The 25,355-nt window shown below is 72.3% G+C and carries 18 protein-coding genes; 9 read left to right on the top strand and 9 right to left on the bottom strand.

The annotated features are described in order from the left end of the window. Positions 1-31: 31 nt before the first annotated feature. The 3 genes from RBH18_RS14525 to RBH18_RS14515 are packed head-to-tail and all read left to right on the top strand — an operon-like array spanning position 32 to position 3,739. Positions 32-1,876 carry an SCO2524 family protein gene (locus RBH18_RS14525; RefSeq protein ID WP_306207866.1) on the top strand — a complete coding sequence of 615 codons (1,845 nt, stop codon included), beginning with the start codon at positions 32-34 and terminating at the stop codon, positions 1,874-1,876. A 1-nt stretch (position 1,877) separates the two neighbouring features. Then, positions 1,878-2,795 (top strand): SCO2523 family variant P-loop protein, encoded by a 918-nt coding sequence (locus RBH18_RS14520; RefSeq protein ID WP_306207865.1) that lies wholly within the window; start codon positions 1,878-1,880, stop codon positions 2,793-2,795. Further along, positions 2,780-3,739: an SCO2522 family protein gene (locus tag RBH18_RS14515; RefSeq protein ID WP_306207863.1), complete on the top strand. Its 960-nt coding sequence runs from the start codon at positions 2,780-2,782 to the stop codon at positions 3,737-3,739. The genes RBH18_RS14520 and RBH18_RS14515 overlap by 16 nt, the downstream gene beginning before the upstream one ends. Here RBH18_RS14515 and RBH18_RS14510 read toward each other — a convergent pair. The 4 genes from RBH18_RS14510 to pgi form a co-directional block, all read right to left on the bottom strand. Further along, a complete protein-coding gene (locus tag RBH18_RS14510) occupies positions 3,724-4,680 on the bottom strand; it encodes a DUF6879 family protein (protein WP_306207860.1) in 957 nt (318 codons plus the stop codon). The two genes, RBH18_RS14515 and RBH18_RS14510, sit on opposite strands and share 16 nt — an antisense overlap. After that, positions 4,677-5,606, bottom strand: coding sequence for an SCO2521 family protein (locus RBH18_RS14505; RefSeq protein ID WP_306207858.1), 930 nt, complete (start codon positions 5,604-5,606; stop codon positions 4,677-4,679). Before RBH18_RS14505 ends, RBH18_RS14510 begins: the two co-directional genes overlap by 4 nt. A gap of 253 nt (positions 5,607-5,859) precedes the next feature. After that, entirely contained in the window at positions 5,860-6,936 is a 1,077-nt protein-coding gene (locus tag RBH18_RS14500; RefSeq protein WP_306207856.1) for a winged helix DNA-binding domain-containing protein, read from the bottom strand. A 36-nt stretch (positions 6,937-6,972) separates the two neighbouring features. Then, the gene (pgi, locus tag RBH18_RS14495) at positions 6,973-8,607 is read right to left on the bottom strand and encodes a glucose-6-phosphate isomerase (RefSeq protein WP_306207855.1); all 1,635 of its coding nucleotides are present in this window, start codon (positions 8,605-8,607) and stop codon (positions 6,973-6,975) included. Positions 8,608-8,766: 159 nt separating this feature from the next. Here pgi and RBH18_RS14490 point away from each other — a divergent pair, with 159 nt between their 5' ends. Further along, the gene (locus RBH18_RS14490) at positions 8,767-10,971 is read left to right on the top strand and encodes a glycosyltransferase family 39 protein (RefSeq protein WP_306207853.1); all 2,205 of its coding nucleotides are present in this window, start codon (positions 8,767-8,769) and stop codon (positions 10,969-10,971) included. Between the two features lie 97 nt (positions 10,972-11,068). On the opposite strand, the gene RBH18_RS14485 is transcribed toward RBH18_RS14490, so the two are convergent. After that, entirely contained in the window at positions 11,069-12,190 is a 1,122-nt protein-coding gene (locus tag RBH18_RS14485; RefSeq protein WP_306207851.1) for a PucR family transcriptional regulator, read from the bottom strand. A gap of 82 nt (positions 12,191-12,272) precedes the next feature. On the opposite strand from RBH18_RS14485, the gene RBH18_RS14480 reads away from it, so the two are divergent. Beyond that, the gene (locus tag RBH18_RS14480) at positions 12,273-13,931 is read left to right on the top strand and encodes an FAD-binding dehydrogenase (RefSeq protein WP_306207849.1); all 1,659 of its coding nucleotides are present in this window, start codon (positions 12,273-12,275) and stop codon (positions 13,929-13,931) included. On the opposite strand, the gene RBH18_RS14475 is transcribed toward RBH18_RS14480, so the two are convergent. Next, complete coding sequence (locus tag RBH18_RS14475) at positions 13,883-16,690, bottom strand: putative bifunctional diguanylate cyclase/phosphodiesterase (protein WP_306207847.1); 2,808 nt, start codon at positions 16,688-16,690, stop codon at positions 13,883-13,885. The two genes, RBH18_RS14480 and RBH18_RS14475, sit on opposite strands and share 49 nt — an antisense overlap. Before the next feature lie 79 nt (positions 16,691-16,769). Then, entirely contained in the window at positions 16,770-17,993 is a 1,224-nt protein-coding gene (locus tag RBH18_RS14470; RefSeq protein WP_306207845.1) for a dipeptidase, read from the bottom strand. 393 nt (positions 17,994-18,386) lie between these two features. Here RBH18_RS14470 and RBH18_RS14465 point away from each other — a divergent pair, with 393 nt between their 5' ends. Beyond that, on the top strand, positions 18,387-20,168 hold the full coding sequence (locus RBH18_RS14465; RefSeq protein ID WP_306207843.1) for a CBM96 family carbohydrate-binding protein: 1,782 nt from the start codon (positions 18,387-18,389) through the stop codon (positions 20,166-20,168). A gap of 581 nt (positions 20,169-20,749) precedes the next feature. Here RBH18_RS14465 and RBH18_RS14460 read toward each other — a convergent pair. After that, positions 20,750-21,454 carry a response regulator transcription factor gene (locus tag RBH18_RS14460; RefSeq protein WP_372338915.1) on the bottom strand — a complete coding sequence of 235 codons (705 nt, stop codon included), beginning with the start codon at positions 21,452-21,454 and terminating at the stop codon, positions 20,750-20,752. 370 nt (positions 21,455-21,824) lie between these two features. Continuing rightward, positions 21,825-23,051, bottom strand: coding sequence for a sensor histidine kinase (locus RBH18_RS14455; RefSeq protein ID WP_306207841.1), 1,227 nt, complete (start codon positions 23,049-23,051; stop codon positions 21,825-21,827). 204 nt (positions 23,052-23,255) lie between these two features. Here RBH18_RS14455 and RBH18_RS14450 point away from each other — a divergent pair, with 204 nt between their 5' ends. The 3 genes from RBH18_RS14450 to RBH18_RS14440 all read left to right on the top strand — a co-directional run bounded on the left by RBH18_RS14450 (position 23,256) and on the right by RBH18_RS14440 (position 25,301). After that, positions 23,256-24,155: an ABC transporter ATP-binding protein gene (locus RBH18_RS14450; protein ID WP_306207839.1), complete on the top strand. Its 900-nt coding sequence runs from the start codon at positions 23,256-23,258 to the stop codon at positions 24,153-24,155. After that, on the top strand, positions 24,152-24,955 hold the full coding sequence (locus RBH18_RS14445) for an ABC transporter permease subunit (protein ID WP_306207837.1): 804 nt from the start codon (positions 24,152-24,154) through the stop codon (positions 24,953-24,955). Before RBH18_RS14450 ends, RBH18_RS14445 begins: the two co-directional genes overlap by 4 nt. 79 nt (positions 24,956-25,034) lie before the next feature. Then, complete coding sequence (locus tag RBH18_RS14440; RefSeq protein WP_306207835.1) at positions 25,035-25,301, top strand: hypothetical protein; 267 nt, start codon at positions 25,035-25,037, stop codon at positions 25,299-25,301. The last annotated feature ends 54 nt before the right edge of the window (positions 25,302-25,355 follow it).

Here is a 25,355-nt window from a genome sequence, read left to right as displayed (position 1 = left end):
GTCCGACGGACGGGTAGGTGACGGCAACGCGATGCAGATCCAGCCACGTCAGCAACTCCTCGACATCTGGCGCTCGACGGCCCGGCTGTCCTTCGTGGACGGCGAGTGGCTGTTCGGCGGCAGGGACGGCGCCAACTCCATCAGCGATGCCGAGCAACTCCTGTGCATCATGGCGCCGGCCACGGAAATCCCCCTGTTCCGCCTCGACAATCCCAATGTCGCCGAGCGCGACGTGCTGGACGCCCTGGATGCCCTCGGCACCCATGTTCAAGTGCCCCAGCGTCTGGTCAGGGCGCTGGCGAAGTATCTGGAGCGGTACACCGAGGAGGACGGCACGCCGATCTTCTCGGGTGACACCTACTTCGCCTCGGGCGAGCCCGGCGCGGAGATCGAGCCGGCGCAACGCCGGCTCGACGTGGTGGACTCGTTCTCGGTCAGCATCACCCTGATGCTCGCCACGATCGGCTTCACCCGGATCTTCCGGCAGGTCGTGACCCGGCCCGACCTGCTCGGCGAGGTGTCCGCTCTGGAGCAGGCCGCGAGCAAGCGCCTCACCGCGGCCATGGTGGGCCTGTTGCGCAGCTTCGCCGTCAACGTCTTCTCCTCGGAGGACGACTTCGGCCAGGAGTTGATCCGGATGGTCAACCAGGACCGCCGGCCCACCCGGCAGGTGGTCGAGGAGCTGCGGAACGCGCTGCGGGAGATCAACGCCCGGCTGCGCGACGACGTCACCATCGGCTCCGGCACCGCGGAGAACGGCGAGTTCGACCTGCCCGATCGGCTCTTCGAGTGCGGCTGGAGCTGGGGCATCGTCAAGGACGCCCCGCAGATCGACACCTCCGACGTCGGCGTTCAGCGCCCCGGTCTGGCGCAGAACGCCCCGTACATGTACTTCACCGCCGTGGCACTCGACGCCATCCAGGCGCTGTCGTCGGAACGGACCCGGCTCCTCGGCCTGCTCGACGAGGCGCAGCTGAGGCTCGCCCAGTCGTTGCAGCTGCGCTTCGAGCTCACCCGGTCGTACTGGGCGGCGATCGCGGAGTTCGGACAGGCCCGCTGGCCGCTCGAGGACCTGCCCTGGCGGACCGTGGACGGCGTGGAGGCCGACTACTTCACGCTCCTGGTGAGCGGCATGACAATGCAGAACCAGATCGCCGTACGGGCGCCCGCCACCGACCTGAGCCGGGTCGCCGCGGTGCTCGAGGAGGTCGCCAACCGCAGCCGGATCACGCGGCGGTCCACCGAGCGCGAGCCGGCGCTCGACGTGCACCACCCGGGCCTCCGTTTCGACCTCGTGGGCAGCGAGGCAGCGGGCGGACCCCCGCTGGCCTGGACAGCGGCCGACATCTCGCCGCTCCTGCTGCGCCGCACGCTGACTCTCGCCGGTCTGCTTCCGGACGGCACGGCCTACAGCCGGCTGATCGACCTTGCCGACGAACTGTGGCGGCACGTGGACAGCCGCTCGCTGACCGGCGGGCTGACGGACGGTCTCTGGGATCAACCTGCCGGCGCCTACCCGCAGCTCGACGTCAAGTACACCGAGGTCTCCTGGTACTACACGAAACGGGTGGTGGACTGCCTGGTCACCGCGGCCCGCATCATCAACGAGCCGCCGCTGCGCAGCGAACTGCTGGTCGCCATGGCCGCGGATCTGCTCATCGAGGCCGAGCACCTGTACGACCGGGAGCGGCTCAACAACTCCACCCACAGCGGCGACGCCCTGGCCACCGAGCTCAACCAGATCGGCATCGACCTGGAACGCGCGCGGGCCCGCCGGAGGGAACGACCCGGGGTGGCGGTCGCCGTGGCCCAGGATGTCCTGCGCCGGCTCGACCGGCTGTCGGCGGCCCGGCAGGCGACGCGCGGGACGATGTGACGTGCTGATCTTCGCGACCTCCGACAAGGGCGGCACCGGGCGGTCGGTGACCGGCTGCAATGTGGCGTACCGCGCGGCGCTGGACGGCAAGGACAGCGTCTACCTCGACTTCGACTTCGGCAGCCCGACCTCCGGTGCGATCTTCGAGGTCCCCGGCGCCCTGGCCGGGGTGCCCGGCGGCGGACTGCACGACTACTTCCTCGGACACGCCGAGGAGCCACGCCACATCGACGTCTGGGTGGAGTCGGAGCGGGACGCTCTGCGGACCCGACCGGCGGGCGCCGGAATGCTGACGCTGTTCCCCGGTGATCACGGCGGCGGCGAGTTCCGGGCGACCGCGGAGATGGTCGAGCGGTGCGTGCGGCTGTTCCGGCGCATCGAGGACGAGTTCGACCTGGCCGTCGTCGACCTCAGCGCCGGCCGCTCGTACGCGACGGAGATCGCTCTCGCGGCGACCGCCCACCCGGACATGGCCGGTGCGGACGCCCGCTGGCTGGTGTTCCACCGCTGGACCCGGCAGCACATCATCGCCGCCGCGGGGCTGGTGCACGGTCCGCACGGGTTGCTCGAGGCGGGCCGGTCCCGTGGCCATGACCCCGCCGTGCTGCGCCGCAGCATCCGATTCGTCCGTACCGCCGTCCTGGACCCGGCCGCACCCGGCCAGGCGGGACTGCGCCCCGAACAGCTCGCCTGGCTCGACCGCACCGACCGCGGCCTGCATGAGCTCGCGGGGGCCGAAGGCATCGGACGCGCGGTGGTGCTCGGCGAGATTCCCCTCGACCCTGTGCTGCAGTGGCGGGAGCAACTGCTGTCCAACCAGGACGTCATGCTGCACGGGACAGCCAACCAGGAGTCGGTCACCGCGTTGGAGCAACTGGCCAAGCGGCTCTTCGACGACGAAGCGTGGCTGGGCCTGTGATCCCCGACGGCATCTTCGTCGAGGAGACCGCCTCCACCACGGTACGCTCGGTCGCGCTCTCGCATCTCTCCGTCGAGCTGGGTCACCTGTACATGGAGGACTTCAAGGCGGGGCACGATCACCTCGTCGAGCAGTTCCGTCGCGTCGCGCCCTGGGCCGCCGCGGCCCGTGGGACCGTCACGGCCAGGTCCTCGCCGCGGGTGAGCACCTGCTTCCTGATCGACGACTACTTCACCCGGTTCGGCACGCCGCGCGGCGTCATCGACCAGGTCGTGGAGGCGGCGACCGAGGCGGGGCTGACTGTCGACTACATCGCCCGGGAGTCCGGCTGCGCCACGGCCGACGGCGTCGAGCTCGCCCGGCTGGTGGAGGGACATCTGGTCAGCGAGCCGGCCGAGGGCACCGACGGCTCGCGGCCCCCGCTGTCCGTGACCGGCTGGCTGACCAACGGCGAACGCTCCCCCGCCGGTGAGGCGACGGCCGCCATGACAGCGCCTCAGCCCTGGCGGCCGCCGCGGCAGAGCGCCGCCCGGAACCACTCGATCTTCCTGGACATCGAGCTGTGGAGCGAGCAGAACGGCGGGCGGCTGTGGTCCTGCCCGTTCCTGGCCGCGGTGTGGCAGGTGCAACGGCTGGGCCTCGTACGCCACACAGGCGAGCCCGTCGCCGAGCCGCAGCCCGGATCGATGGAGTCGCTGCCCGCCGAGTGGGCGGCGATGCCCGCCGTGCTGCAGCTCAATCCGCGGGCGGCACCCTTCCGGGCGTACCGGACGATCTCCGTCATGGATTCCCGCTTCCTGCCGATCGAGGTGGCGGTCCGGACGATCCTCGGGCAGTACGCGGTCGCGCCGGCCCTGTCGGAGATGATCGCCGATCGGGCTGCCCGCGAGGCGTTCGCGCTGCCTGCGCAGGCGGTCGACCGCATCGGCTACGTCTTCGTCTGATCGCCGGGCGGTTCGGGCTCGCGCGACACCTCCCACAACTCCCGGAACAGTTGCACGCATTGCTGGACCCGATACTCGGTCAGCACCAGCCGGGTTTCGGCGATCTGGGCGAGCTGCGGGTCCGAACTGGTGGGTGTCATCTCGTACGCGAGCGTGTCGTCGAAGACGATCAGGTCGTGCACCCGCAGCTGCTGCGGCACGTCGTCGCGGACCAGCAGGCGCACGTCGATGCCGAGCCGGACCTGTTCGGAGCAGACCAACGCCAGATCCTTGTCACCCGCGTCGGCCGCGGTGTCCAGCACGAAGATCCGGCGCACCTTCGTGCCGTCGGCGGCGGCGACGCGCTGGGCGTCGAGATAGCGCTGCCCTGTCTCGCTCTGCCACAGGCTGTGGTCGACCGCCGCCAGGCTGATCGCATCGATGCTGGCCGTGGCATTGCGGGTGAGTCCGAGCAGCCACTCACGGTCCTCGCCGTAGTAGGTGACCGTGCCTCCGTCCGAGACCTGCTTGAGCAGCTCGGACGTCTCGGCGATCCTGGCCCGCACGAAGCGGTGGATGATCTCGGGCGCGGCCGCGGGAACGAGTACGGCATTGCGCACCAGATTCCGGATCACCTCCTCCCCCAGCGACGACAGGCCGATCATGCGGTGCAGATCGGTCGCCTCGCTGATGTCGCCGAAAGCGTCGGTGACCAGCTTCCTCGTCCCGGTCAGCCCGTCCCGCGCCAGCCGCTCGACGACGCCGAGCCGCCGATCGAAGTCGATCAGGAAGCGGATCAGCAGGGCGATGCCGCCGATCAGGACGGACAGGGTGAGGCTCGTGTCCTGCGGCAGGTTCGCGGCATTGGTGATGAGGAACGTGAGACCGCCGGTGGCCACGGTGGTGAGAATCTTCCGGGCGACGCTGGGGGGTGGCGCCAGCGCGGGCGGCGGAGGGGTCATCGCGGGCTCGCCGACGCGTCCGGCCCGGCCGGCGTCGCCATGGCGCCGACGACCAGCTGATCGCGGATGCGGGCGACGACGGTGTGCCACTGCCGGCTGAAACCCGGCCGGCTTTCCAGCGCCGCCCACACCATGTCGGAGAGCTCGTCACCGCGGGCTCCCGGCATCCACAGGTGCAGCAGATGGTCGATCACCGGCGCCAACCGGCGCAGCGCCTCGGCGCGTACCAGCACGCCCGGGGCAGCCTTCCGCACGGCGGCGAGGAGCGTGGTGAGCAGCCAGTCGTGCAGGGCGACGTCCTCCGCGACCGCACAGGCACTGGCGGCGGAGCCGTCCGGCACCGTCACCCGGAGCAGCCTCTGATCGTCGCGGCGCAGGGTGAACTGCACCGAGGTCGTCGCACCGCCGGTCGCCACGATCCAGCGCAGGCGCGTACGCCCGGATCTGAGCGGCGAGCCGCCCGGACGGCGATCCTGCACCCGGCCGACGGCACGGGCCGCGATCGCCGCCAGATCCACTGTGCCCGGTGCGGGCGACCCCAGAGCGCCGGCCACCGCGTCCGGCCCGGTCCGGCCCACCGTCTCCACGACACCGGGCTGGGCAAGGTAGTACGACCACGGCAGCCGCGCGGCACCGGACGACGGCTCGATCCGGGCGTACGCCGACCCCTGGATCAGGTGGCCGCCGGTGATGGACGTCCGCTGCAGGACGGTACCGATGCCGCGAACCTGCCGGTGGGCGCCGGCCGGGGTCAGGAAGCAGTCGATGCCGACCGGCACGGCCGGGGAGCGGACGTACGCGATCGGTCTCTCCGACGCCAGGACCGGCTCGCCCACGATCAGATCCACCAGGCCACGTGCGTCTTCCGTGGTGACCGGCGCCGGGCCGCGCAGCAGTCCGGTGTGCACCTCGCCGGCGATGAGCATGTGCCCTCCAGGATGCCGTCGCCTCCGATTGGAACCCACCGGGACGACCAGCACAACGCCTGTTCCGGTGACAGCGTCCGGCATGACGACCGCGGTGCGGCTCGCCGTGGATCCGCGGATCGCCACGGCGAAGGCCCTTGGCCATCCGGCCGGACCGCTCGGAGATCCCGGTCGAGCGGGAGGCGGGAAGGTGGTCGTGCACAAACACCGCCGGGGCAGCCTGTCGTGGGGCTGCGCGGACACCGTGGCGGGGTTACTCGAAGGCGACCTGCAGCGGTGAGCCCACGAAGTGCGCGTAGGGCCGGAGGGCGGCCTCGGCCCGGGCGCGGTCGAGGTCGGCGAAGGGCTTGACCGTGACGATCTTCTTGCCGGCGGGCCGGCTCCAGGTGGCGACCACGCGGCCCCGCTCGACCAGGGTGGGGCGGAAGATGCCGTTGCCGCCCGGGACCACGGCGGCGAACTGCTCGGGGGTGAGCAGCAGGTCGCGGTCCTTGTAACCCAGCATGTACTCGTCGAAGCCCGGCAGCGCCGCCCAATCGTCGAGGTGCGCCGGCGCCTGGTCAAGGACGGCGGGGTCGGCAAGCATCTCCACCCCGTCGACGGTCACCGTGGTGAGGCCGGCGCCGGCGAGGGCGATGCCCTTCTTGGCGTCGGTCACCGTGAGGCCTGTCCAGCGGGCGAGGTCCAGGCGGGTGGCGGGGCCGTGGCTGCGGAAGTAGCGGTGCGCGATCAGGGCCAGGGCCTCGTCGCGGGTGGGGGTGGCGGGGTCGGGGACCCACTCGTCGAGCAGCACGAACGTCTGCTCCTTGCCGATGTGCGGGGCGATGCACGTGACGCCGCGCTGGCTCGCGTACCACAGCAGGTGGTAGCCCAGCTGGCCGCTCACCTCGATGCCGCCCTCGCGGAGGGCGGCCAGGCACTCGGCTCGCGTGCAGCGCCGGCCCCGCAACGCCGCGCCGAGCACCTCGACGGCCCGCTCGGCCGTCTTCTCCGACAGGCCCAGCGTCTCGCGGCGCTTGGCGGCGCCGGCCAGCGCGCGGACGCCCATGAGGTCGAGCATCCAATGGGCGTCGCGCGGCGGGACGAGGTGGACCGTCCCGCGCATCGGCCACGTGCGGATCGCCTCGCGGCGCTCCAGCGCCTCGGTGACGCCGGCCGCGGTGACGCCGGGCAGGCGGACACCGAGCGACCACAGGCCGCTCGCCATGTCCTGCGCCTGCATGGCACCGAACCACTCGACGACGCCCGCGACATCCGGCCGGCGGACGTGCGGGGTCAGCAGCAGGCTGCGCATCCGGACGGCACGGGCCTGTTCCGCGGTGAGCTCCACGGAACAGACCCTAAGCCCCGGGTGTGACAGAAACCGTCAGCGGCCGCGCTGCGCGCGGTACCGCGCGATCAGCGTGTCGGTCGACGAGTCGTTCGTGGCCTCCGGCGTCGACGCGGCGGTCAGCAGCGGCGCGAGCTGGTTGGCCATGACCTTGCCGAGCTCCACGCCCCACTGGTCGAACGAGTTGATCTCCCAGATCGTGCCCTGCGTGAACGTGATGTGCTCGTACAGGGCGATCAGCTGGCCCAGCACCGAGGGCGTGAGCTTCTCCGCCAGGATGGTCGTGGTCGGGTGGTTGCCCGGCATGACCTTGTGCGGCACGATCTCGGCCGCGACACCCTCCGCCGCGACCTCCTCGGCGGTGCGGCCGAACGCCAGCGCGCCGGTCTGGGCGAAGAAGTTCGACATGAACAGGTCGTGCATCTCGCCGGTGTCGTGGTTGGGCACGCTGAAGCCGATGAAGTCGGCCGGGATCAGCTTGGTGCCCTGGTGGATCAGCTGGTAGAACGCGTGCTGGCCGTTGGTGCCGGGCTCGCCCCAGAAGACCTCACCGGTCTGGTACTCCACCGCGGCGCCGTCCAGCCGGACATGCTTGCCGTTGCTCTCCATCGTGAGCTGCTGCAGGTACGCGGCGAAGCGGTGCAGGTACTGCGAATACGGCAGGACGGCGTGCGACTGGGCGCCCAGGAACGTGTCGTACCAGACGTTGAGCAGGCCCAGCAGCGCCGGGACGTTGCGCTCCAGCGGCTCGGTGAGGAAGTGCTCGTCGACCTTGCGGTAGCCGGCCAGCAGCTCGGCGAACTGCTCCTTGCCGATCGCGATCATGACGGACAGGCCCACGGCCGACGGCAGCGAGTAGCGGCCACCCACCCAGTCCCAGAAGCCGAACATGTTCTCGGTGTCGATGCCGAACTCCGCGACGCGCTTCGCGTTGGTGCTGACCGCGACGAAGTGCTTGGCCACCGCCGAGGCGTCGCCGCCCAGGCCCGCGAGCAGCCAGTTGCGGGCCTCGGTCGCGTTGGTCAGCGTCTCCTGCGTGCCGAACGTCTTGGACACCACGATGAACAGCGTCGTCGCCGGGTCCAGGTCGTGCGTCTTCGCGTACAGATCGGTGGGGTCGATGTTGGAGATGAAGCGGGCCTCGATGCCGGGGTCCGCGTACGCCTTCAGCGCCTCGTAGGCCATGACCGGGCCGAGGTCGGACCCGCCGATGCCGATGTTGACGATGGTCCTGATGCGCTGGCCCGTGGCGCCCACCCACTCGCCCGAGCGGACCTTGTCGCTGAACGCGCCCATCCGGTCGAGGACCTCGTGCACGTCGGCGACCACGTCCTGGCCGTCGACGGTCAGCGACGCGTCGCGCGGCAGCCGCAGCGCGGTGTGCAGCACGGCCCGGTCCTCGGTGACGTTGATGTGCTCCCCGGCGAACATCGCGGCCGTGCGCTCGCGCAGCTTCGCCTTCTCCGCCAGCGCGATCAGGGCCGCCAGCACCTCGTCCGTCACCAGGTTCTTGCTGTAGTCCACGTAGAGATCAGCGACCTGGGCGGTGAGCCTCTCACCCCGGCGCGGGTCGCTGTCGAACAGCTCCCGCAGGTGCACGCTCGCGAATTTCTCGGCGTGGCCCTGCACTGCCTGCCATTCGGCGCTGTCGGAAACGTGTTCGCTGCTCATCTTTGGATTGACTCCCGCCTGAACCGACTATCGGTCACATCGTGGCACGGATCGACGCGCACCGCCCTAGATCTTGCTGCGCGACTCCCGTCACAGCTCATAGAGGGCCCACAGGGGCACCACAGAGCACGCGTAGCCCGCCTGAGCACTGTGATCGGCATGACGACGTTGATGGACCGCCCGGTCACCGCACCCGGCGATGCGGCGCCCCAGCACCGGCGGCGCGGATTCGGCCCGGAACGGATCGCGCTGACCGTGCTGCTCGCCGGCACCGCCGTGCTCTACCTGTGGAACCTGTCCGCCTCCGGCTGGGGCAACAGCTTCTACGCCGCCGCCGCGCAGGCCGGCGCCCAGAGCTGGAAGGCCTGGCTCTTCGGCTCCCTCGACGCGGGCAACGCCATCACCGTCGACAAACCGCCGGCCGCGATGTGGGTCATGGGCCTGTCGGCCCGGATCTTCGGCGTCAACAGCTGGGCGATCCTGGCACCTCAGGCGCTCATGGGCGTCGCGTCGGTCTATCTGGTGTACGCGACCGTCAAGCGCTGGTTCGGCCCGGTCGCGGGACTGCTGGGCGGGCTCGCTCTCGCGCTGACCCCGGTCGCTGTCCTCATGTTCCGGTACGACAACCCCGACGCGCTCCTCGTCCTGCTCATGACCGCCGGGGCGTACACCACCGTGCGCGCCGTGGAGAAGGCATCGTGGAAGTGGCTCGCGCTGACCGGCGTACTGCTCGGGTTCGGGTTCCTCACCAAGATGATGCAGGCGTTCCTGGTGCTGCCGGCGTTCGCCCTGGTGTACCTCGTCGCCGCGCCCACCGGCCTCGGCAGGCGCATCCGTGATCTGCTGGTCGCCGGCCTGGCGCTGGTCGTGTCCGCCGGCTGGTACGTGGCGCTCGTCTCGCTGTGGCCGGCGTCGTCGCGGCCCTTCATCGCCGGCTCGACCAACAACACGCTGTGGGAGCTGGCAATCGGCTACAACGGCCTCGGCCGCATCCTCGGCGGCGAGGGCAACGGCGGCGGTGGCGGCATGGGCGGCGGGAACACCGGCTTCGGCGGCGCCACGGGCATCGGCCGGCTCTTCGGCTCGTCGATGGGCCTGGAGATCTCGTGGCTGCTCCCGGCCGCGCTGATCGGGCTCGTCGCCGTGCTGGCCGCCACGTGGAAGGCGCCGCGCACCGACCGCGCCCGCGCCGCCGCCCTGCTGTGGGGCGGCTGGATCCTGGTCACCGGCGTCACATTCTCGTTCATGAGCGGGACCATCCACCCCTACTACACGGTCGCCCTCGCCCCCGCGATCGCCGCGATGGTCGCCGTCGGCGGGCGGGTCCTCTGGCTCTACCGGGCGTCGTTCGCCGCGCGGCTGGTGCTCGCGGCCATGATCCTCGGCACCGCCGTGTGGGGCTACGTGCTGCTCGGCCGCACCGACTGGCTGCCGGCTCTGCGGTGGGTCTCATTGCTCGCCGGTACGCTCGCCGCGCTGGCCGTGGTCGTCACGGCCCGCCCCGGCGACGCGGGGCGGCACGGTGGCTCGGCGAGCCTGCGGATGCGGCGGCTGGCGGTCGTGGCGGTGCTCGCCGGGGTCCTGTCGGCGGGGGCCGGCGGCGCGGCCTGGGCGACGGCCACGGCCGGGGAGGCCCACACCGGCAGCATTCCGAGCAGCGGTCCGGCCTCGGCGGCGACGGGCGGCATGGGCGGCGGTCCCGGTGGGGGCGGCGGCTTCGGCGGGGCGGGCGGCCAGGGCGGCTTCCCGGGTACGTCGGACGCGTCCGGCACAGCCCCCGGCACCCCGCCCTCGGGCTCCACGCCGGGCGACACGGAATCCGGCTCGACGGACTCGGGATCCACGACGGGCGACACGGACTCGGGGTCCACCACGGGCGACACGGACTCGGGGTCCACCACGGGTGACGCGGGATCCGGATCGACCGAGTCGGGCTCGGGATCCTCGTCGGCGGAGGCGGACGGCGGCCAGCGCGGCGGGCGTACCGGGGGCGGCATGGGCGGGAGCAGCAGCAACAGTGAGCTGACCGCCGCGCTCAAGGCCACCACCACCAAGTGGGCCGCGGCCGTGAGCGGCGCGACCTCCGCGGCCGACTACGAGCTGGCCAGCGGCACCGCGGTCATCGCCCTCGGCGGCTGGAACGGCAGCGACCCCTCCCCCACGCTCGAGGAGTTCCAGGCGTACGTGGCGGCGGGCGACATCACCTACTACATCTCCGGCGGCGGCATGGGCGGCGGCGGAGGCATGGGCGGCCAGGGCGGCGAGACCACCGAGTCGTCCCGGATCGCCACCTGGGTGTCCGAGAACTTCACGGCCACCACGATCGGCGGCACGACGGTGTACGACCTGACCGCCGCCGGCTGACGGGCCCGCCGCCTGCTCCCGGGCGGCGGCCGAGCGCCCCGGCACCTCCCAGGTGCCGGGGCATCGTCATGTCCCCCGCCACCCCGGCTAGATCGTCCTAGGATCCTAGAAGACGTCCCTCCCCGGCGCGGAACCGGTGCTGCAACGCCAGCTGCAGCGACAACCGCGCGTCCGGATCGTCGAGCAGCTCCCCCGCCACCCGCCGGATGTTGCGCAGCCGATACCGGACCGTCTGCGGGTGGGCGTGCAGCGCCTCGGCCGTCGGGACCACCTGGCCCTGGGCGCGCAGCCACGCGTACAACGTCTCCAGCTCGGGATCCCGCAGCGCGGACAGCGCGTACAGGACGGTCCGGGCGTACCTGTCCATGAGCCCCGGCTCCCAGCCGGTCAGCAGGTCGAACAGCCGTTCGTCGCAGCGCACCAGCCCGCCGCCCGGCCCGAAGGGCAGCACCCGCAGCGCCCGCCCGGACAGCCGGTACGACTCCCGCGCCGACGCCAGCGGCACGGCGGGACCGAGAGCGGCGCGCCGCCCCTTGAGCACGGCGGTGAGATGCGCGATGCGTCCCGGAGTCGAAGGGGCGGGCACGATCATCCGCGTGGCGTCATTGATGACCGCGGCGATCGTGCCGTGGCCGGCGGCGCGGGCGAGGTTGCCGCCGTCGGTGCTGTCCACGCTGAGCACGGCGACGGTGTCCGGCAGGGGCCAGCGGGCGGCGTCCGCGGCGGCCTGGAGCACGGTCACTGACGGCGGATCCACCTGGACGAGCAGGGTGATCAGCCGGCGGCGGGTGGTGTCCCAGTCGCGGGCGTGCTGCTCCTGCTCGCGCAGGTAGCCCTCGGCGGCGGCACCGGCGAGCGTGTCGACCAGGCCGAAGAGCGTGGACGCGAGCGCGTACAACGCCGGTGGCGGCAGGTCCTGGCCGGACAGGTACGCCCACATCTCCCGGCCGCCCAGCGACAGCACCCCGCGCAGGGCGTCGATGCGGTGGCCCTCGTGGAACTCGGTGGCGCCCAGCCGGCGGAAGACGGATCGCGCCTCGCTCAGATCGTGTCCCGGATCGGCGGCGACGTCGGCCAGGGCGGCCACGGCGGTGTCGACGCCCAGGGTCAGCCCGCGGCCCTGCCCGCCGGAGAGCGAGCGGCCCTGCGCCCGCATCGCGGCCCGGATCGTGTGCAGCAGCCGTTCGCGGAGCTGCGGGGCCCATGCGGTCAGGTCCATTTGTCATCCCGGTGATAAAGCGGAGGGCAGATTGTGCGCCGCGGACGCACCATCTTGGCATCCGGATGCCTAGGTTGGACGGATGGATGCGGATGTCATCGTCGTGGGTGCGGGACTCGCCGGACTCGTCGCCACCGCGGAGCTGGCCGACGCCGGCAAGCGGGTGCTGCTGCTCGACCAGGAGCCGGCGCAGAGCCTCGGCGGGCAGGCGTTCTGGTCGTTCGGCGGCATGTTCCTGGTGGACTCGCCCGAGCAGCGCCGGATGGGCATCCGCGACTCCTTCGACCTGGCGTGGCAGGACTGGCAGGGCACGGCGGCGTTCGACCGCGAGGAGGACCACTGGCCGCGGCGCTGGGCTCGGGCGTACGTCGAGTTCGCCGCTGGGGAGAAGCGCTCCTGGCTGCACGAGCGCGGCGTGCGGTTCTTCCCCGTCGTCAACTGGATCGAGCGCGGCGGCGGCCAGGCCGGCGGCCACGGCAACTCCGTGCCGCGCTTCCACATCACCTGGGGCACCGGCCCGGGCATCCTGGAGCCCTTCGTGCGGCACGTGCGGGCGGCCGCCGAGCGGGGGCGGGTCACGTTCGCCTTCCGGCACCGCGTGGACGAGCTGGTCGTCACCGCCGGCGCGGTCACCGGCGTCTGCGGCAAGGTGCTCGAGCCCAGCGACGTCGAGCGCGGCCGGTCCAGCTCGCGGGTGGAGACGGCCGATTTCGAGTACGCCGCCCCCGCCGTGATCGTCACCTCCGGCGGCATCGGCGCCGACCACGACCTCGTGCGCCGGGCGTGGCCCGCCCGGCTGGGTTCCCCGCCGCGCCGCATGGTCGCCGGCGTCCCCGCCTACGTCGACGGCCGGATGCTCGGCATCACCGAGCGCGCCGGCGGCCAGGTCATCAACCCCGACCGCATGTGGCACTACGTCGAGGGGCTGCACAACTGGGACCCGATCTGGCCGGGGCACGGCATCCGGGTCGTGCCGGGCCCGTCGTCGCTGTGGCTGGACGCGACCGGCGAGCGCCTCCCCGCGCCGCTGTATCCGGGCTTCGACACCTTGGCCACGCTGCGGCACCTGCGGGGCACCGGCCACGACTACTCGTGGTTCGTCCTCACCCAGAAGATCCTCGAGAAGGAGTTCGCCCTCTCCGGCTCGGAGCAGAACCCGGACCTCACCGGCAGGAGCGTCCGCCAGGTCCTCCGGCGGGTCCTGCCCGGCGCCACCCCGCCCGTCGAGGCCTTCAAGCGGCACGGATCCGACTTCGTGGTCGCGGGATCCCTGGACGAGCTGATCGACGGCATGAACAAGCTGGCCGCCGAGGACGAGGGGCCGGCGCTCGACCCCGCGCACGTCCGGCGCACGATCGAGGACCGCGACCGCCAGATGAGCAACCCGTTCAGCAAGGACGCGCAGGTCATGGCGATCCACGCCGCCCGCCGCTACCGGGGCGACAAGCTGATCCGGGTGGCCACCCCGCACCGGCTGCTCGATCCGAAGGCTGGACCCCTCATCGCCGTACGCCTCACCGTCCTCACCCGCAAGACCCTCGGCGGCCTGCACACCGACCTCGACGCCCGGGTCCTGCGCCCGGACGGCACGCAGGTCCCGGGCCTGTACGCGGCCGGCGAGGTGGCCGGCTTCGGCGGCGGCGGGATGCACGGCTACAGCGCGCTGGAGGGCACCTTCCTCGGCGGCTGCCTCTACTCCGGCCGCAGCGCCGGACGGGCGGTGGCCGCCGCGGTGAGCTGAGGCGTGCCCGCCTCGGCGAGCTGAGGCGTGCCCGCCTCGGCGAGCTGAGGCGTGCCCGCCTCGGCGAGCCGGCGGGACAGGTCGTTCTCCCACAGCGGGCCCGCCTCGGCCGCCGGCAGCGGCCGCGACAGGTGGTAGCCCTGCGCCAGATCGCAGTCCAGCGCGCGCAGCATGGCCAGCTGCGTGGCGTTCTCGATGCCCTCGGCCACCGTCGTCATGCCCAGCGTGCGGGCCAGCCGGACGATCGTGCGGACCAGCGCCTCGTCCTCCCGCTCCCCGCCCAGCCGGTCGACGAACGAGCGGTCGATCTTCAGGATGTCCATCGGGTACCGGCGCAGGTAGGCGAGCGACGAGTAGCCCGTCCCGAAGTCGTCCATGGCGAGGGTCACGCCGAGGGCCTTCAGGCGGTGCAGCTCGGCGAGGTTCTCGTCGGTGTCGGTGAGCAGGACGCTCTCGGTCATCTCCAGGCACAGCGCCGCGGCGGGCAGGCCGGTCTCCGCGAGCACGGCGGCGACCACGCCGGCCAGGTCGCCCTGCTCGAACTGGCGGACCGACACGTTGACCGCCATCTTGAACGGCCGGGTGCCGCCGGCGCCCCAGCGGACCGCCTGGCGGCAGGCCTCGGTGAGGACCCAGCGGCCCAGCGGGACGATGAGCCCGGACGCCTCGGCGATGCCGATGAAGTCGAGCGGCGGGACCAGGCCGCGCTCCGGATGCCGCCAGCGGACCAGGGCCTCGAAGCCGACGATGCCGCCCGTACGCAGGTCGACCGTCGGCTGGTAGTGCAGGGTCAGCTCGTCGCGGGCCAGCGCGGCGCGCAGGTCCGCCTCGAGCGCGAGCCGGTCGACGAGCCCGGCGAGCATGGCCGGGTCGTACGCCGCGACCGTGTCGCCGCCCGACGCCTTGGCCCGCGACAGGGCGAGGTCGGCGTTGCGGATCAAGTCGTCCGCGGAGACGACCGACTCCATGATCGCCAGGCCGATGCTGACGGTGGTGTGCAGCGTCCGGTCGCCGGCCGTGAACGGCTCGCGCAACGCGGTCACCAGACGGTCGGCCACCGCCTGGGCGTCCGCCCGGGTGCCCGAGGGGACGATCACGCCGAACTCGTCGCCGCCGATCCGGGCGACCAGGTCGCCGTCGCGCACCTCCGCGCCGATCCGGCCGGCGACGTGCACCAGGAGCTCGTCGCCCACGGCGTGCCCCAGGCTGTCGTTGACCTGCTGGAAGCCGTCGAGATCGACGATCAACACCGTGACCGCCGGGGTACGCCCGCCGTACGCGGCCACCGCGGCGATGCGCTCGGCGAACAACGCCCGCCCCGACAGCCCCGTCAACCGGTCGTGATACGCCTCGTGGACCAGCCGTTCCTGCAGCTCCCGGGCGTCGTGCACGTCCCGGGTGTTGAGCACGAGGCCGCGGACGACGGGGTCGGCGAGCTTCTCGGTGATGGTCATCTCCGCCAGGCGTACCCGGCCGTCGGCGTGCCGGACCGGCAGCTGCAGCGTCGCGACCCGCCCGGGCCCGGCCACGACGGCGGCGACGGCGGCCGAGAACCGGGCGCCGGCGTCGGCCACGTCGAGATGGTCGGCGAGCCGGCGGCCGAGGAGCTGCTCGGCCCGCCAGCCGAAGATGCGCTCCACGGAGTCGCTCTGCTGCCGGATGATCCCGTCGGCGTCGATCACCGCCACCGAGTCGCTGCTGTGGCGCAGCAGGGCGCGGAAGCGCTGTTCCCGCTCGCGCAACTCGACGGTACGGGCACCCACGCGCGCCTCGAGGCCGGCGGTCAGATGCTTGTTCTCGACGAGGGTGAGCAGCTGCCGGACGACGATGAGCAGGATCAGCACCGAGCGCGCCCAGACGACGACGGTGTCGGCGCCGCCCGAGACCGCGTAGGCGACGGCGGTGCACAGGACGGCGGCGAGCACTGCGGCGTACGGGAGAAGCAGCGCGACGGGCTCCCCCGGCGTCTCCCCCACGGGCCGCCGCACGCGGGGCCGGGCCGGATGGCACGCGGCGAGCAGGATCAGCCCCCAGGCGGCGAACCAGCCCGTGTCGAGCACCCCGCCGGAGGTGTAGGCGGAGTGCAGCGTCAGGTAGGCGTACACGCTGTCGGTGAGCCCGATCAGGGCGAGCCCGGCGGCGAGGAGCATGAGGGCGGCCGAGTCCTGGCCGGCCCGCCGGCGCAGCGCGAGCGTGTAGAGGGCCACCGTGATCAGCACGATGTCCCCGGCCGGATAGGCCATCACCACCATGAGCGCGGCCCGGCCCGTGGCGCCCGTGCCGGCGACCGGTCCGAGCACGAGGATCCAGCTGATCAGCATGAGCGAGCAGGCGACCATGAGCCCGTCGACGACGCCGCGGACCCGGTGCGCGCGCGAGGCGCGGACGGCGGGCACCAGCACCAGGCCCGCCGTGGCGAGCGGCACCATGCCGAGGAAGCCCAGGTCGGGCCAGCCGGGCGTGGTGACCTGCCCGCCGTGCAGGGTCTCGATCCAGGCCCAGCTGCCGGACCCGTACGCGTAGGACCAGCAGCCCAGCCCGATCAGCACCCACGACCAGCGCGCCCGCCCGGGCCGGAGCGCGGCCCGGACCAGGCACGCCACGCCGGCCGCGACCGTCATGACGAGCGAGGCGAGGTTCGTGACCGTCTGCGTGACCGGACGGCCGCCCGGCGCGAGCAGCATGCACGCGGCGAAGGCGGCCACCGCGAGCAGGACGGCGAGCGGAAGAGCGCAGCTCCGGCGGCGGATGCCGGCCATCGGTCCTCCCCCCTCGCCGTCTCGGGACCGCAACGCCGTTCGAATCGGGCGCGCCCGGGGGCACTTGAGTACTTCGCCGTCAGCGGCCTCCCCCCACCGGCCACTGCGGGGCACTCGCGAACTCCTCGGTCTCCTCCAGCACACGCAGCACGTTGCCGCCGGTGAGCTTGGCGAGGTCCGCCTCGGGCCAGCCGCGGTTCGCCAGCTCGGTCAGCAGGCGCGGGTAGCCCGACACGTCCTCCAGGCCCGCGGGCAGCCGGAAACAGCCGTCGTAGTCGCCGCCGAGCCCGACGCTGTCGACGCCCGCGACCTCGCGGATGTGCTCGATGTGCTCGGCGACCTGCGCGATCGTGGCGACCGGGCGGGGGTGCGCGGCGAGCCAGGGCCGGAAGGGCCCGGGGACCTGATCGCCGTACGGGCCGCGCTCGATCGCGTCGGTGTCCGGAATCTCCTCGCCGGGGCGCGGCGCACGCGGCCAGCCGTTGATCGCGGGCAGCCCGAGCCGCGACCATTCCTCCTCCGCAGCGCTCTCCCAGGCCGCCACCTCCCCCGACACGAACGACGGCACGAACGTCGCCATGCACACGCCCCGGTTGTCCCGCAGCTTGCGCAGCACGTCGTCAGGGGCGTTGCGGCGGTGGTCGCTCACGGCACGCGCCGACGAGTGGCTGAAGATGACCGGAGCCCGCGCGACATCGAGCGCCGCGTGCATGGTGGTGGTCGCCACGTGCGAGAGGTCGACCAGCATGCCGACGCGCTGCATCTCGGCCACGACCGCGCGGCCCTCGTCGTTGAGGCCGCCGACCGCGCCCTCCTCGGCCGCCGAGTCCGCCCACGGGGTGTTGTTGTTGTGTGTCAGCGTCATGTAGCGGACCCCGAGCCGCGCGAACATGCGCAGCACGCCGAGGGAGGACGCGATGCTGTGCCCGCCCTCGATGCCGATCAGCGAGGCGATCTTCCCGGCCCGTTGCGCTTCCCGCACACCCCTCGACGTGTACGCGACGGCGAAGTCGTCCGGGTAGGCCGCCACCATCCGGTGCACGGCGTCCACCTGCTCGAGCGTGGCGACGACGGCTTCCGGTTCGGGCAGGTCGGACGGGACGTAGACGGACCAGAACTGGCCACCCACGCCGCCGCGCCGGAGCCGGGCGATGTCCGTGTGGAACTCGTGGCTGCGGTCCGCGTCGAGTCCCTCCACCCGGTAGCCCTGGCGGGCGCGCAGCACCATCGGCAGGTCGTTGTGCCCGTCGATCACGGGCGCTGTCGCGAGCGCCGCGGTGACGACGTCCGGTACTGCGTTCATCGGTCCTCCTCCGGGCCGGCCTGTCTCTCCGGCCGCATGTGTCTCTTCCTGGCCGGACTATTTCTCCGGCCGCGTGTGCCTGTTCCTGGCCGGTCTGTCTCTCCGGCCGTGGGTGTCTTCTCCTCCGGCTCGTTGTCGATCATTATCTGCTCGGCTTCTCCCCGCCCTCCCCCGGTTGGCTGCCGCAGTCCTTCCGCGGGCCGGCACACTCCTTTTCGCCGACCGATCTGCCGGTTTCGTGGCGGAGTTCGAGCGCCGGAATCCTCAAGTGCCGCCGAAGGTGCCGTCCGCAACCGGCTCGCACCCGGCCGGGCACGGAACCCGCACCGGAACGCCCGGATGGTTTCCCTCATGCCCGGCCGACACCCGGCCGGACAGCGGGGGGAGAACACATTGCGTCGCTCGAAGCTTGCCAAGTCCGTCACCGCCCTGGCCGCCCTGGCCGCCGGCGCGGGCACCGTGGTCGGCAGCGCGCCGGCCGCCGGCGCGGACACCGGGCCCGAGCTGAAGCTGGCCGCGACCGACGACACGTACGTGTCCAGCGGCCGCAAGGACGGCGTCTTCGGTGCCGAGGGGAAGCTGGCCGTCGGCCGGCTCGACAAGGACACGAAGATCGGCTTCCTCAAGTTCGCCGTCCCGGCGGGCACGTCCGTCGCCGGCGCCCGCCTGCGCCTGACCACGATCGGCGAGGTCGTCGGCAAGTTCACGCTGAGCCGGGTCGCCGACACGGCCTGGTCGGAGAAGACCCTGACCTCGTCGTCGGCCCCGCAGCCCGGCGCCGCCGTCGCCACGCTGGCGCCGCGCGTGGACGCCAAGGAGCTCGTGTTCGACCTCGGCTCGGCCGTGACCGGCCCGGGCACGTACTCTTTCGCCCTGCAGTCGTCCGCGACCAGCGCCGTCACCCGGTTCCGCTCGGCCGAGAACACGGGCGCGCCGGCGCTCCTGATCTCCACGTCCGCCGCTCCGGCCCCTGTCGAGTCCCCGTCCACGCTTCCTTCTTCTCCCGCGCCGCTGCCCTCCTCGCCCGCCGCGTCGCCGTCCTCGCCCGCCGCGTCGCCGTCCTCGCCCACCGCGCCGCCCACTGCGTCGCCGTCCTCGCCCGCCACGCCGCCCACTGCGTCGCCGTCCTCGCCCGCCGCGCCGCCGTCCGCTCCGGCCGCCGAGCCGGTGCTGCCCGGGGACGAGACCGTGCCGCCGGCCGTCGACGACGAGGACATGCCGCCGCCCGTGTCGTCGGAGTGCGCGACGGGCAAGCTGCTCGTACCCTCCTGCGGGGTGCTCTGGGGTGCCGCCGCGGGCGGCTTCACCGACGCGCCGCGTGACCAGGCGCTGAAGGACTGGGAGAAGCTGTCCGGCCGGACCGCGTCGATCTTCCACACGTACCACAAGGGCGACGAGCCGTTCCCGCTCAAGAGCGAGATCGCCATGGCCCGCGACCCCAAGTCCCCGCGCATCCTGCTGATGAACTGGAAGATCGCCTACGGCTCCACCTGGGCCAAGGTCGCCAAGGGCGAGCAGGACAAGCGCATCGACGCCTTCGCCGCGCGGGTCAAGGCCGGCTTCCCGGAGAAGTTCTTCCTGGTCCTCAACCACGAGCCCGAGAACGACGTCGTGGCCAAGGCCGGCTCCGGCTGGGAGGCCAAGGACTTCGCCGCCATGTACCGCCACACCATCGAGCGTCTGCGCGCCAAGGGCGTCACCAACGCGATCAACGTCCTCGCCTACATGGGCAACGAGAAGTGGATGGCCCAGTCCTGGTGGAAGGACCTCTACCCGGGCGACGACATCGTCGACTGGATGGGCCTCGACTCCTACGTCTCCGCCGAGAAGGGCTACTACCACTACGGCATGTTCGGCGACCTGCTCGACCGCCAGCCGACCGGCGGCGGCCAGGGCTGGTACGACTGGGCCACCACCAAGCACGCCTCGAAGCCCATCATGGTCGCCGAGTGGGGCGTCTACCACCGCGTCAACAAGGTCACCGACAAGACCGCCGGCTTCAAGAGCGTCCTCCCCGAGCTGAAGAAGCGCCCCAACATCAAGGCCATCGTCTACTTCGACACCGCCAAGGACGACGAGGGCGACCGCGACATCAGCATCAACAGCACCCCCGCCAACCTGGCCGCCTTCAAGTCCCTCGCCGCCGACAAGCTCTTCAACGTCGCAATCCGCTGACCCTGTCCCCTCCTCGCTCTACCTCGCCCTACCCCTGCTCCGCCCCTGCTTCACCCTCGCTCAGCCCCGCTCAACCTGCTCTTCCCTCGCTTCGCCCTCACTGAGGTCGCCACGCTGAGCGCTGCTCGTCCCTCGCTTCACCCTGCTCCACCCCGCTTCGCCCTGTTCTGCCTAGCTTCGCCCTGTTCTGCCTTCGCCTCACCACCGCTCTACTCCACGAGCCGCCCGGCAGGTGTGCCGGGCGGCTCGTGCCGTCTCCCCGCGCCCTGCTCCCCGCCCTCCCTGTGTCCTGTTTCTGTTTCTGTTTCTGTTTCTGTTTCTGTTTCTGTTCCCGTTCTCCGCTTCGGGGGCCGAACGCTGGTCACGCCTCCCAAGGCCGAGCGCCCCACCCAGCTCCAGCTCGAAACCCGAGCCAAGCCGGGCGAAACCGCTCAAGCCAAGCCGAGGCCAAGCCGCACAAGCCAAGCCGAGACGAAGCCGCACAAGCCAAGCCGAGGCCAAGCCGCACAAGCCAAGCCGAGACGAAGCCGCACAAGCCAAGCCGAGGCCAAGCCGCACAAGCCAAGCCGGGGCGAAGCCGCTCAAGCGAGGCCGGCGTCATGCACCAGCAGCGCGATCTGCACGCGGTTGTTGAGCCCCAGCTTGTCGAGCAGCCGGGACACGTGCGCCTTCACGGTCGCCACGCTCATGAACAGCTCGGCGGAGATCTCGGCGTTCGACTTGCCCTGCCCGACGGCGAGCGCCACCTCCTTCTCCCGGTCGCTGAGCCCGTCGAGCGCCGCGAGCGCCTGCCGGCGTGCCGGGGCGGGATCGGTCAGGTGGGTGATCAGCCGCCGCGTCACGGTCGGGGACAGCATCGCCTCGCCCGCGGCCACCCGTCGCACCGCGGTCACGATGTCGGCCGGCGGCGTGTCCTTGAGCAGGAACCCGCTCGCCCCGGCCCGCAGCGCCCGCAGCACATACTCGTCCACGTCGAACGTGGTCAGCACAATCACCTCCGGCGCCCCGGCCCGGGCCCGCAGCGTCTGCGTCGCCACCAGCCCGTCCACCCGAGGCATCCGAATGTCCATCAGCACCACGTCCGGCCGGTGCGCCGCCACCGCGTCCGGCACCTCCGACCCGTCCGCGGCCTCCCCGACCACCTCAACGTCCGCGGCGCCCGACAGAATCATGCTGAGCCCGGCCCGCACCAACGCATCGTCATCCGCGATCACCACCCGGATCGCCCGCCCCGGCCCGGCCCCGCCGCCCCGGCCGCCGTCCGGCCCCTCCCGCTCCTCACTCACGTCCGCCCCCGCACCTTCGCTCTCCGCCCATCAACCCCACCGCCGGCACCCGGCCCTTGCCGCACGACCCCGCCGACCCGCACTTGCCGCCACCCAGCCCCTACCGCACGACGCCGCCCTCCCACATCCGCGCCACCCGGCCGCTGCCGCACCACGCCGCCCTCCCGCACTTGCCGCCATCCGGCCGCTGCCGCACGACGCCGCCCGCCTACATCTGCGCCACCCGGCCGCTGCCGCACGACGCCGCCCTCCCGCACTTGCCGCCATCCGGCCACTGCCGCAGGACGCCGCCCTCCGCATTTGCCGCCGCCGGCAGTCCCACGCGCAGCCACCCGGACCGGTCGAGAACCGCCCGACGCGCCGAGGCCGCTCATGAGGTGGCCTGTTCCCACGGCAGGTGAGCCTCCAGGAGGAAGCCACCTGCCGGATCGCCGGTGTGGCGGAGGCTGCCGCCCGCGAGCTCGGCGCGCTCCTGCAGTCCGATGAGACCGGTACCCGTGCCGGGGATGACCGGCGCCGCCCGGCCGACCGCCGCCGGGTTGCGGAGCCGTACGGTCAGGCCGTCGGCCGGCGCCCCAGTCACGGCGACGCTGACCACCGTGCCGGGGGCGTGCTTGCGGGCGTTGGTCAGACCTTCCTGCACGATCCGGTAGGCCGTCCGGCCCACCCCTGCGGGCACCTCGCCGGCGCCCGACACGTCGAGCGTCAGGTCGACCTTGGCGCCCGCGCGGCGCGACTCGTCGACCAGGGCGGGAAGGTCGCCGAGGGTGGGCTGCGGCCGCTCCTCGCCGCTGCCATCGCCGGGTTCGCGGAGCACGCCGATGACGAAGCGCAGATCGTTCATGATCTCGTGCGCGGTGCTCCGGATGACCCGCGCGGCGGCCGTGACCTCCGGCTTCACCTCGCCGCCCTGGGCGACCTCCAGGCCACCGGCGTGCAGGCTGAGCAGCGTGATGCGGTGGGCCAGCACGTCGTGCATCTCGCGGGCGATGCGATTGCGCTCCAGAGCACGCGCCCGCTCCACCCGGGCCTGCTGCTCGGACTCGGCCCGCTCCGCGCGGTCGCGCAGGGAGACGACCAGCTCGCGGCGGGCCCGGATGAACATCCCGCACAGCACCAGCACGCTGGACGCCCCGATGCCCCACGCTAGGGACTCCACGTAGGACGTGCCGCGCTCCGGGCGTACCAGATAGAAAATGGCGTTCGACGTCACGCCGCCGGCCAGGAAAAGGATCGTCGTGACGAAACGCCGATGGATCACCACGGTCAGCATGGAGATCAGGCCGGCGACGGCGAGGGTCACCGAGAAGGTGCCCAGCACGAGCATGGACACGCCGATGACGACCGGCCATCGCCGCCGCCACCACAGGGCGCCGGCGCAGGCCGCTCCCACGGCCAGATCCGCCCACACCAGCCAGGGTGGTGTGCCGATCCACTGCTGCACGAGCTCCGGCCGGGGCCGCAGCATGTCGATCGCGGCGACGACGGCCCAGCCGAGGGCCAGCACGAAGCAGAGCGTGTCGACCAGCCAGTCACGCATGGTGCGCGTGGGCAGCCCCGCCGCCGGCTTGTCCCGCAGGGCCGGCGGCAGCAGCACACTGTATTCGTCAGTGCGTCTCCGAAGCGGTCCGGCCGCTGCTTCCCCCATGGCCGCCATGGTAGGTCGGCTCTCCCGGCGCGAACACCGACCAAAGTAGGTGCGGCCATCTACCAAAGTGACCATCACCCTCTACCAAGGAGGGGGTCGGACACCAACCAAAGGCCGCTGCGCGAGGACCCCGCACCGAGGCAGGCTCGACCCATGATTTCGGCAGAGCACCTGAGCAAGCGGTACGGGTCCCACCCGGCCGTGGACGACGTGTCGTTCACGTGCGAGCCCGGCACGGTCACGGGCTTCCTGGGTCCCAACGGGGCGGGCAAGTCCACCACCATGCGCATGATCTGTGGCCTCACGCCGCCCACCTCCGGCCGGGCCACGATCGACGACCGGGCCTACCGCCGTCTCGGCAACCCCGGGCGGCGGATCGGGGTGCTGCTCGACGCGTCCGCGCAACATCCCGGGCGTACGGGAAGGGAGGTGTTGACCTTGGCCGCACTCACCATGGGCGTGCCGCGGCAGCAGGTCGACGCCAGCCTGGAGCGCGTGGGTCTCAACAAGACGGCCGCGAAGCGCCGGGTCAAGGCCTACTCGCTCGGCATGCGCCAGCGGCTGGGCCTGGCCTATGCGCTGCTCGGCGACCCCGGCATCCTCATCCTCGACGAGCCGGCCAACGGGCTCGACCCCGAGGGCATCTTCTGGATGCGCGGCCTGCTGCGTGACTTCGCGGACCGTGGGGGCACCGTGCTGCTCTCCTCCCACCTGCTGCGCGAGGTCGAGGCGGTCGCCGACAGGTTGGTCGTGATCGGCGGCGGCCGCATCGTCGCGCAGGGCGGGAAGGCGGAGCTGCTGGCCGCCTCGGGCACAGTCGTGCGCGCGCTGGACATGCCCGCGTTGCGCGCCACGCTCGAGCGCGCCGGCCTGACCGGGACGGAGACGGCCGACGGGGGCGTCGTCGTGCAGGCCGAGGCGGAGGTCATCGGACGGGCGGCGGCGGAGGCCCGCCTCGTCCTGCTGGAGTTGCGGCCCGCGGACAGCGGCGGGCTGGAGCAGATGTTCCTGACGCTGACCGCGGGTGAGACGGTGAAGGAGGTCGTGCGATGACGGCGGTGGAGACCCGGCGGCAGGCGGCGGAGGAGCCGGGCGGACCGGCCACGGCGCAGCACGTCACGAAGATTCCCATGACCCGGCTCACTCTGGTGGAGCTGCGCAAACTGGCCGACACACGCTCCGGCTTCTGGCTGCTGCTCGTCATCGGGGTCGCCTCGGCCGGCACCGCGGCGATCCTGCTGAGCGCGGCACCGGCCGAGGAGCAGCGCTTCTTCGACCTGCTCAGCTTCGGGCTGGCGCCGGCGACCGTGCTGCTGCCGGTGCTGGGCGTGCTGTCGATGACCAGCGAGTGGTCGCAGCGCACGGCCCTGGCCACCTTCACGCTGGTGCCCGAGCGCGGCCGGGTGATCACGGCGAAGCTGCTGGCCGGAGTCCTGATCGCCATCGCGGCAGTGGTCGCCGCGGTCGCCCTGTCCGCGCTGGCCAACCTGATCGCGATCGGCATCGGCGGCGACGGCAGCTGGCACATCACCGCCGACCAGCTCGGCCGGCTCCTGCTCAACCAGGTCATCTTCCTGCTCATGGGCGCGGGCTTCGGGGCGTTGCTGATGAGCTCGCCGCTGGCGATCGTCCTCTACTTCGCGCTGCCGACGGCCTGGTCGATCCTCGGCGAGGTGATCAAGCCGCTCTCGACGGCGGCCGGGTGGGCGGACCTCAACATCACCGCGACCCCGTTGAGCGAGCCGGAGATGACGAGCGGTCAGTGGGCCCGGCTCGGCGTCAGCGTCGCGATCTGGGTGCTGGTGCCACTGGTCCTCGGCACGCTGCGGACGCTTCGCAGGGAAGTGTCCTGACCGATGTCCGGGAGCACCACGACCGGTCCGGCGATGGCGCCGGGCCGGTCACCGGCGAGGCGAGCAGTAGGCTGGGGGCATGCCGATCGGAGCGCAGCCACGCGGACGGCGCGGCACCGTCGAGGAGCCCTACAGTCCGCTGAACCTGCGGTTGATCTTCGCCGCGTTCGGGTTCGTGGTGTGCTCGGTGCTGGCCGTGCTGCTGCTGCAGCATGGCTGGACCGTGCCCGGATGGCTGCTGGTGGCCTGGGCGGTGGTGGCGGCCGGCGACATGGTGGTGATCCAGTTGCGCCGCCGGGCCCGGGCGCGGAGTGCGGCGGGGCGCGATCACTCGCTGTTCGAGTAGGGCGGGGCCAATGCCGGCGTAACGGTCTTTCCGGGCGTCCGCTGCGGGTAGCGT

The organism is Actinoplanes oryzae, from assembly GCF_030757795.1.
GTDB lineage: Bacteria > Actinomycetota > Actinomycetes > Mycobacteriales > Micromonosporaceae > Actinoplanes.
Note: the sequence above shows the minus strand (reverse complement) of the source record. Positions and strands in the feature narration are given on the sequence as shown.

Excerpts from the sequence above, each read along its gene's own strand:
- RBH18_RS14450 (WP_306207839.1), top strand. The coding sequence starts at position 23,256 with ATGATTTCGGCAGAGCACCTGAGCAAGCGGTACGGGTCCCACCCGGCC.
- RBH18_RS14485 (WP_306207851.1), bottom strand. The coding sequence starts at position 12,190 with ATGGACCTGACCGCATGGGCCCCGCAGCTCCGCGAACGGCTGCTGCAC.
- RBH18_RS14445 (WP_306207837.1), top strand. The coding sequence starts at position 24,152 with ATGACGGCGGTGGAGACCCGGCGGCAGGCGGCGGAGGAGCCGGGCGGA.
- RBH18_RS14475 (WP_306207847.1), bottom strand. The coding sequence starts at position 16,690 with ATGGCCGGCATCCGCCGCCGGAGCTGCGCTCTTCCGCTCGCCGTCCTG.
- RBH18_RS14505 (WP_306207858.1), bottom strand. The coding sequence starts at position 5,606 with ATGCTCATCGCCGGCGAGGTGCACACCGGACTGCTGCGCGGCCCGGCG.
- RBH18_RS14470 (WP_306207845.1), bottom strand. The coding sequence starts at position 17,993 with ATGAACGCAGTACCGGACGTCGTCACCGCGGCGCTCGCGACAGCGCCC.
- RBH18_RS14510 (WP_306207860.1), bottom strand. The coding sequence starts at position 4,680 with ATGACCCCTCCGCCGCCCGCGCTGGCGCCACCCCCCAGCGTCGCCCGG.
- RBH18_RS14490 (WP_306207853.1), top strand. The coding sequence starts at position 8,767 with ATGACGACGTTGATGGACCGCCCGGTCACCGCACCCGGCGATGCGGCG.
- RBH18_RS14525 (WP_306207866.1), top strand. The coding sequence starts at position 32 with ATGCAGATCCAGCCACGTCAGCAACTCCTCGACATCTGGCGCTCGACG.
- pgi (WP_306207855.1), bottom strand. The coding sequence starts at position 8,607 with ATGAGCAGCGAACACGTTTCCGACAGCGCCGAATGGCAGGCAGTGCAG.
- RBH18_RS14480 (WP_306207849.1), top strand. The coding sequence starts at position 12,273 with ATGGATGCGGATGTCATCGTCGTGGGTGCGGGACTCGCCGGACTCGTC.
- RBH18_RS14440 (WP_306207835.1), top strand. The coding sequence starts at position 25,035 with ATGCCGATCGGAGCGCAGCCACGCGGACGGCGCGGCACCGTCGAGGAG.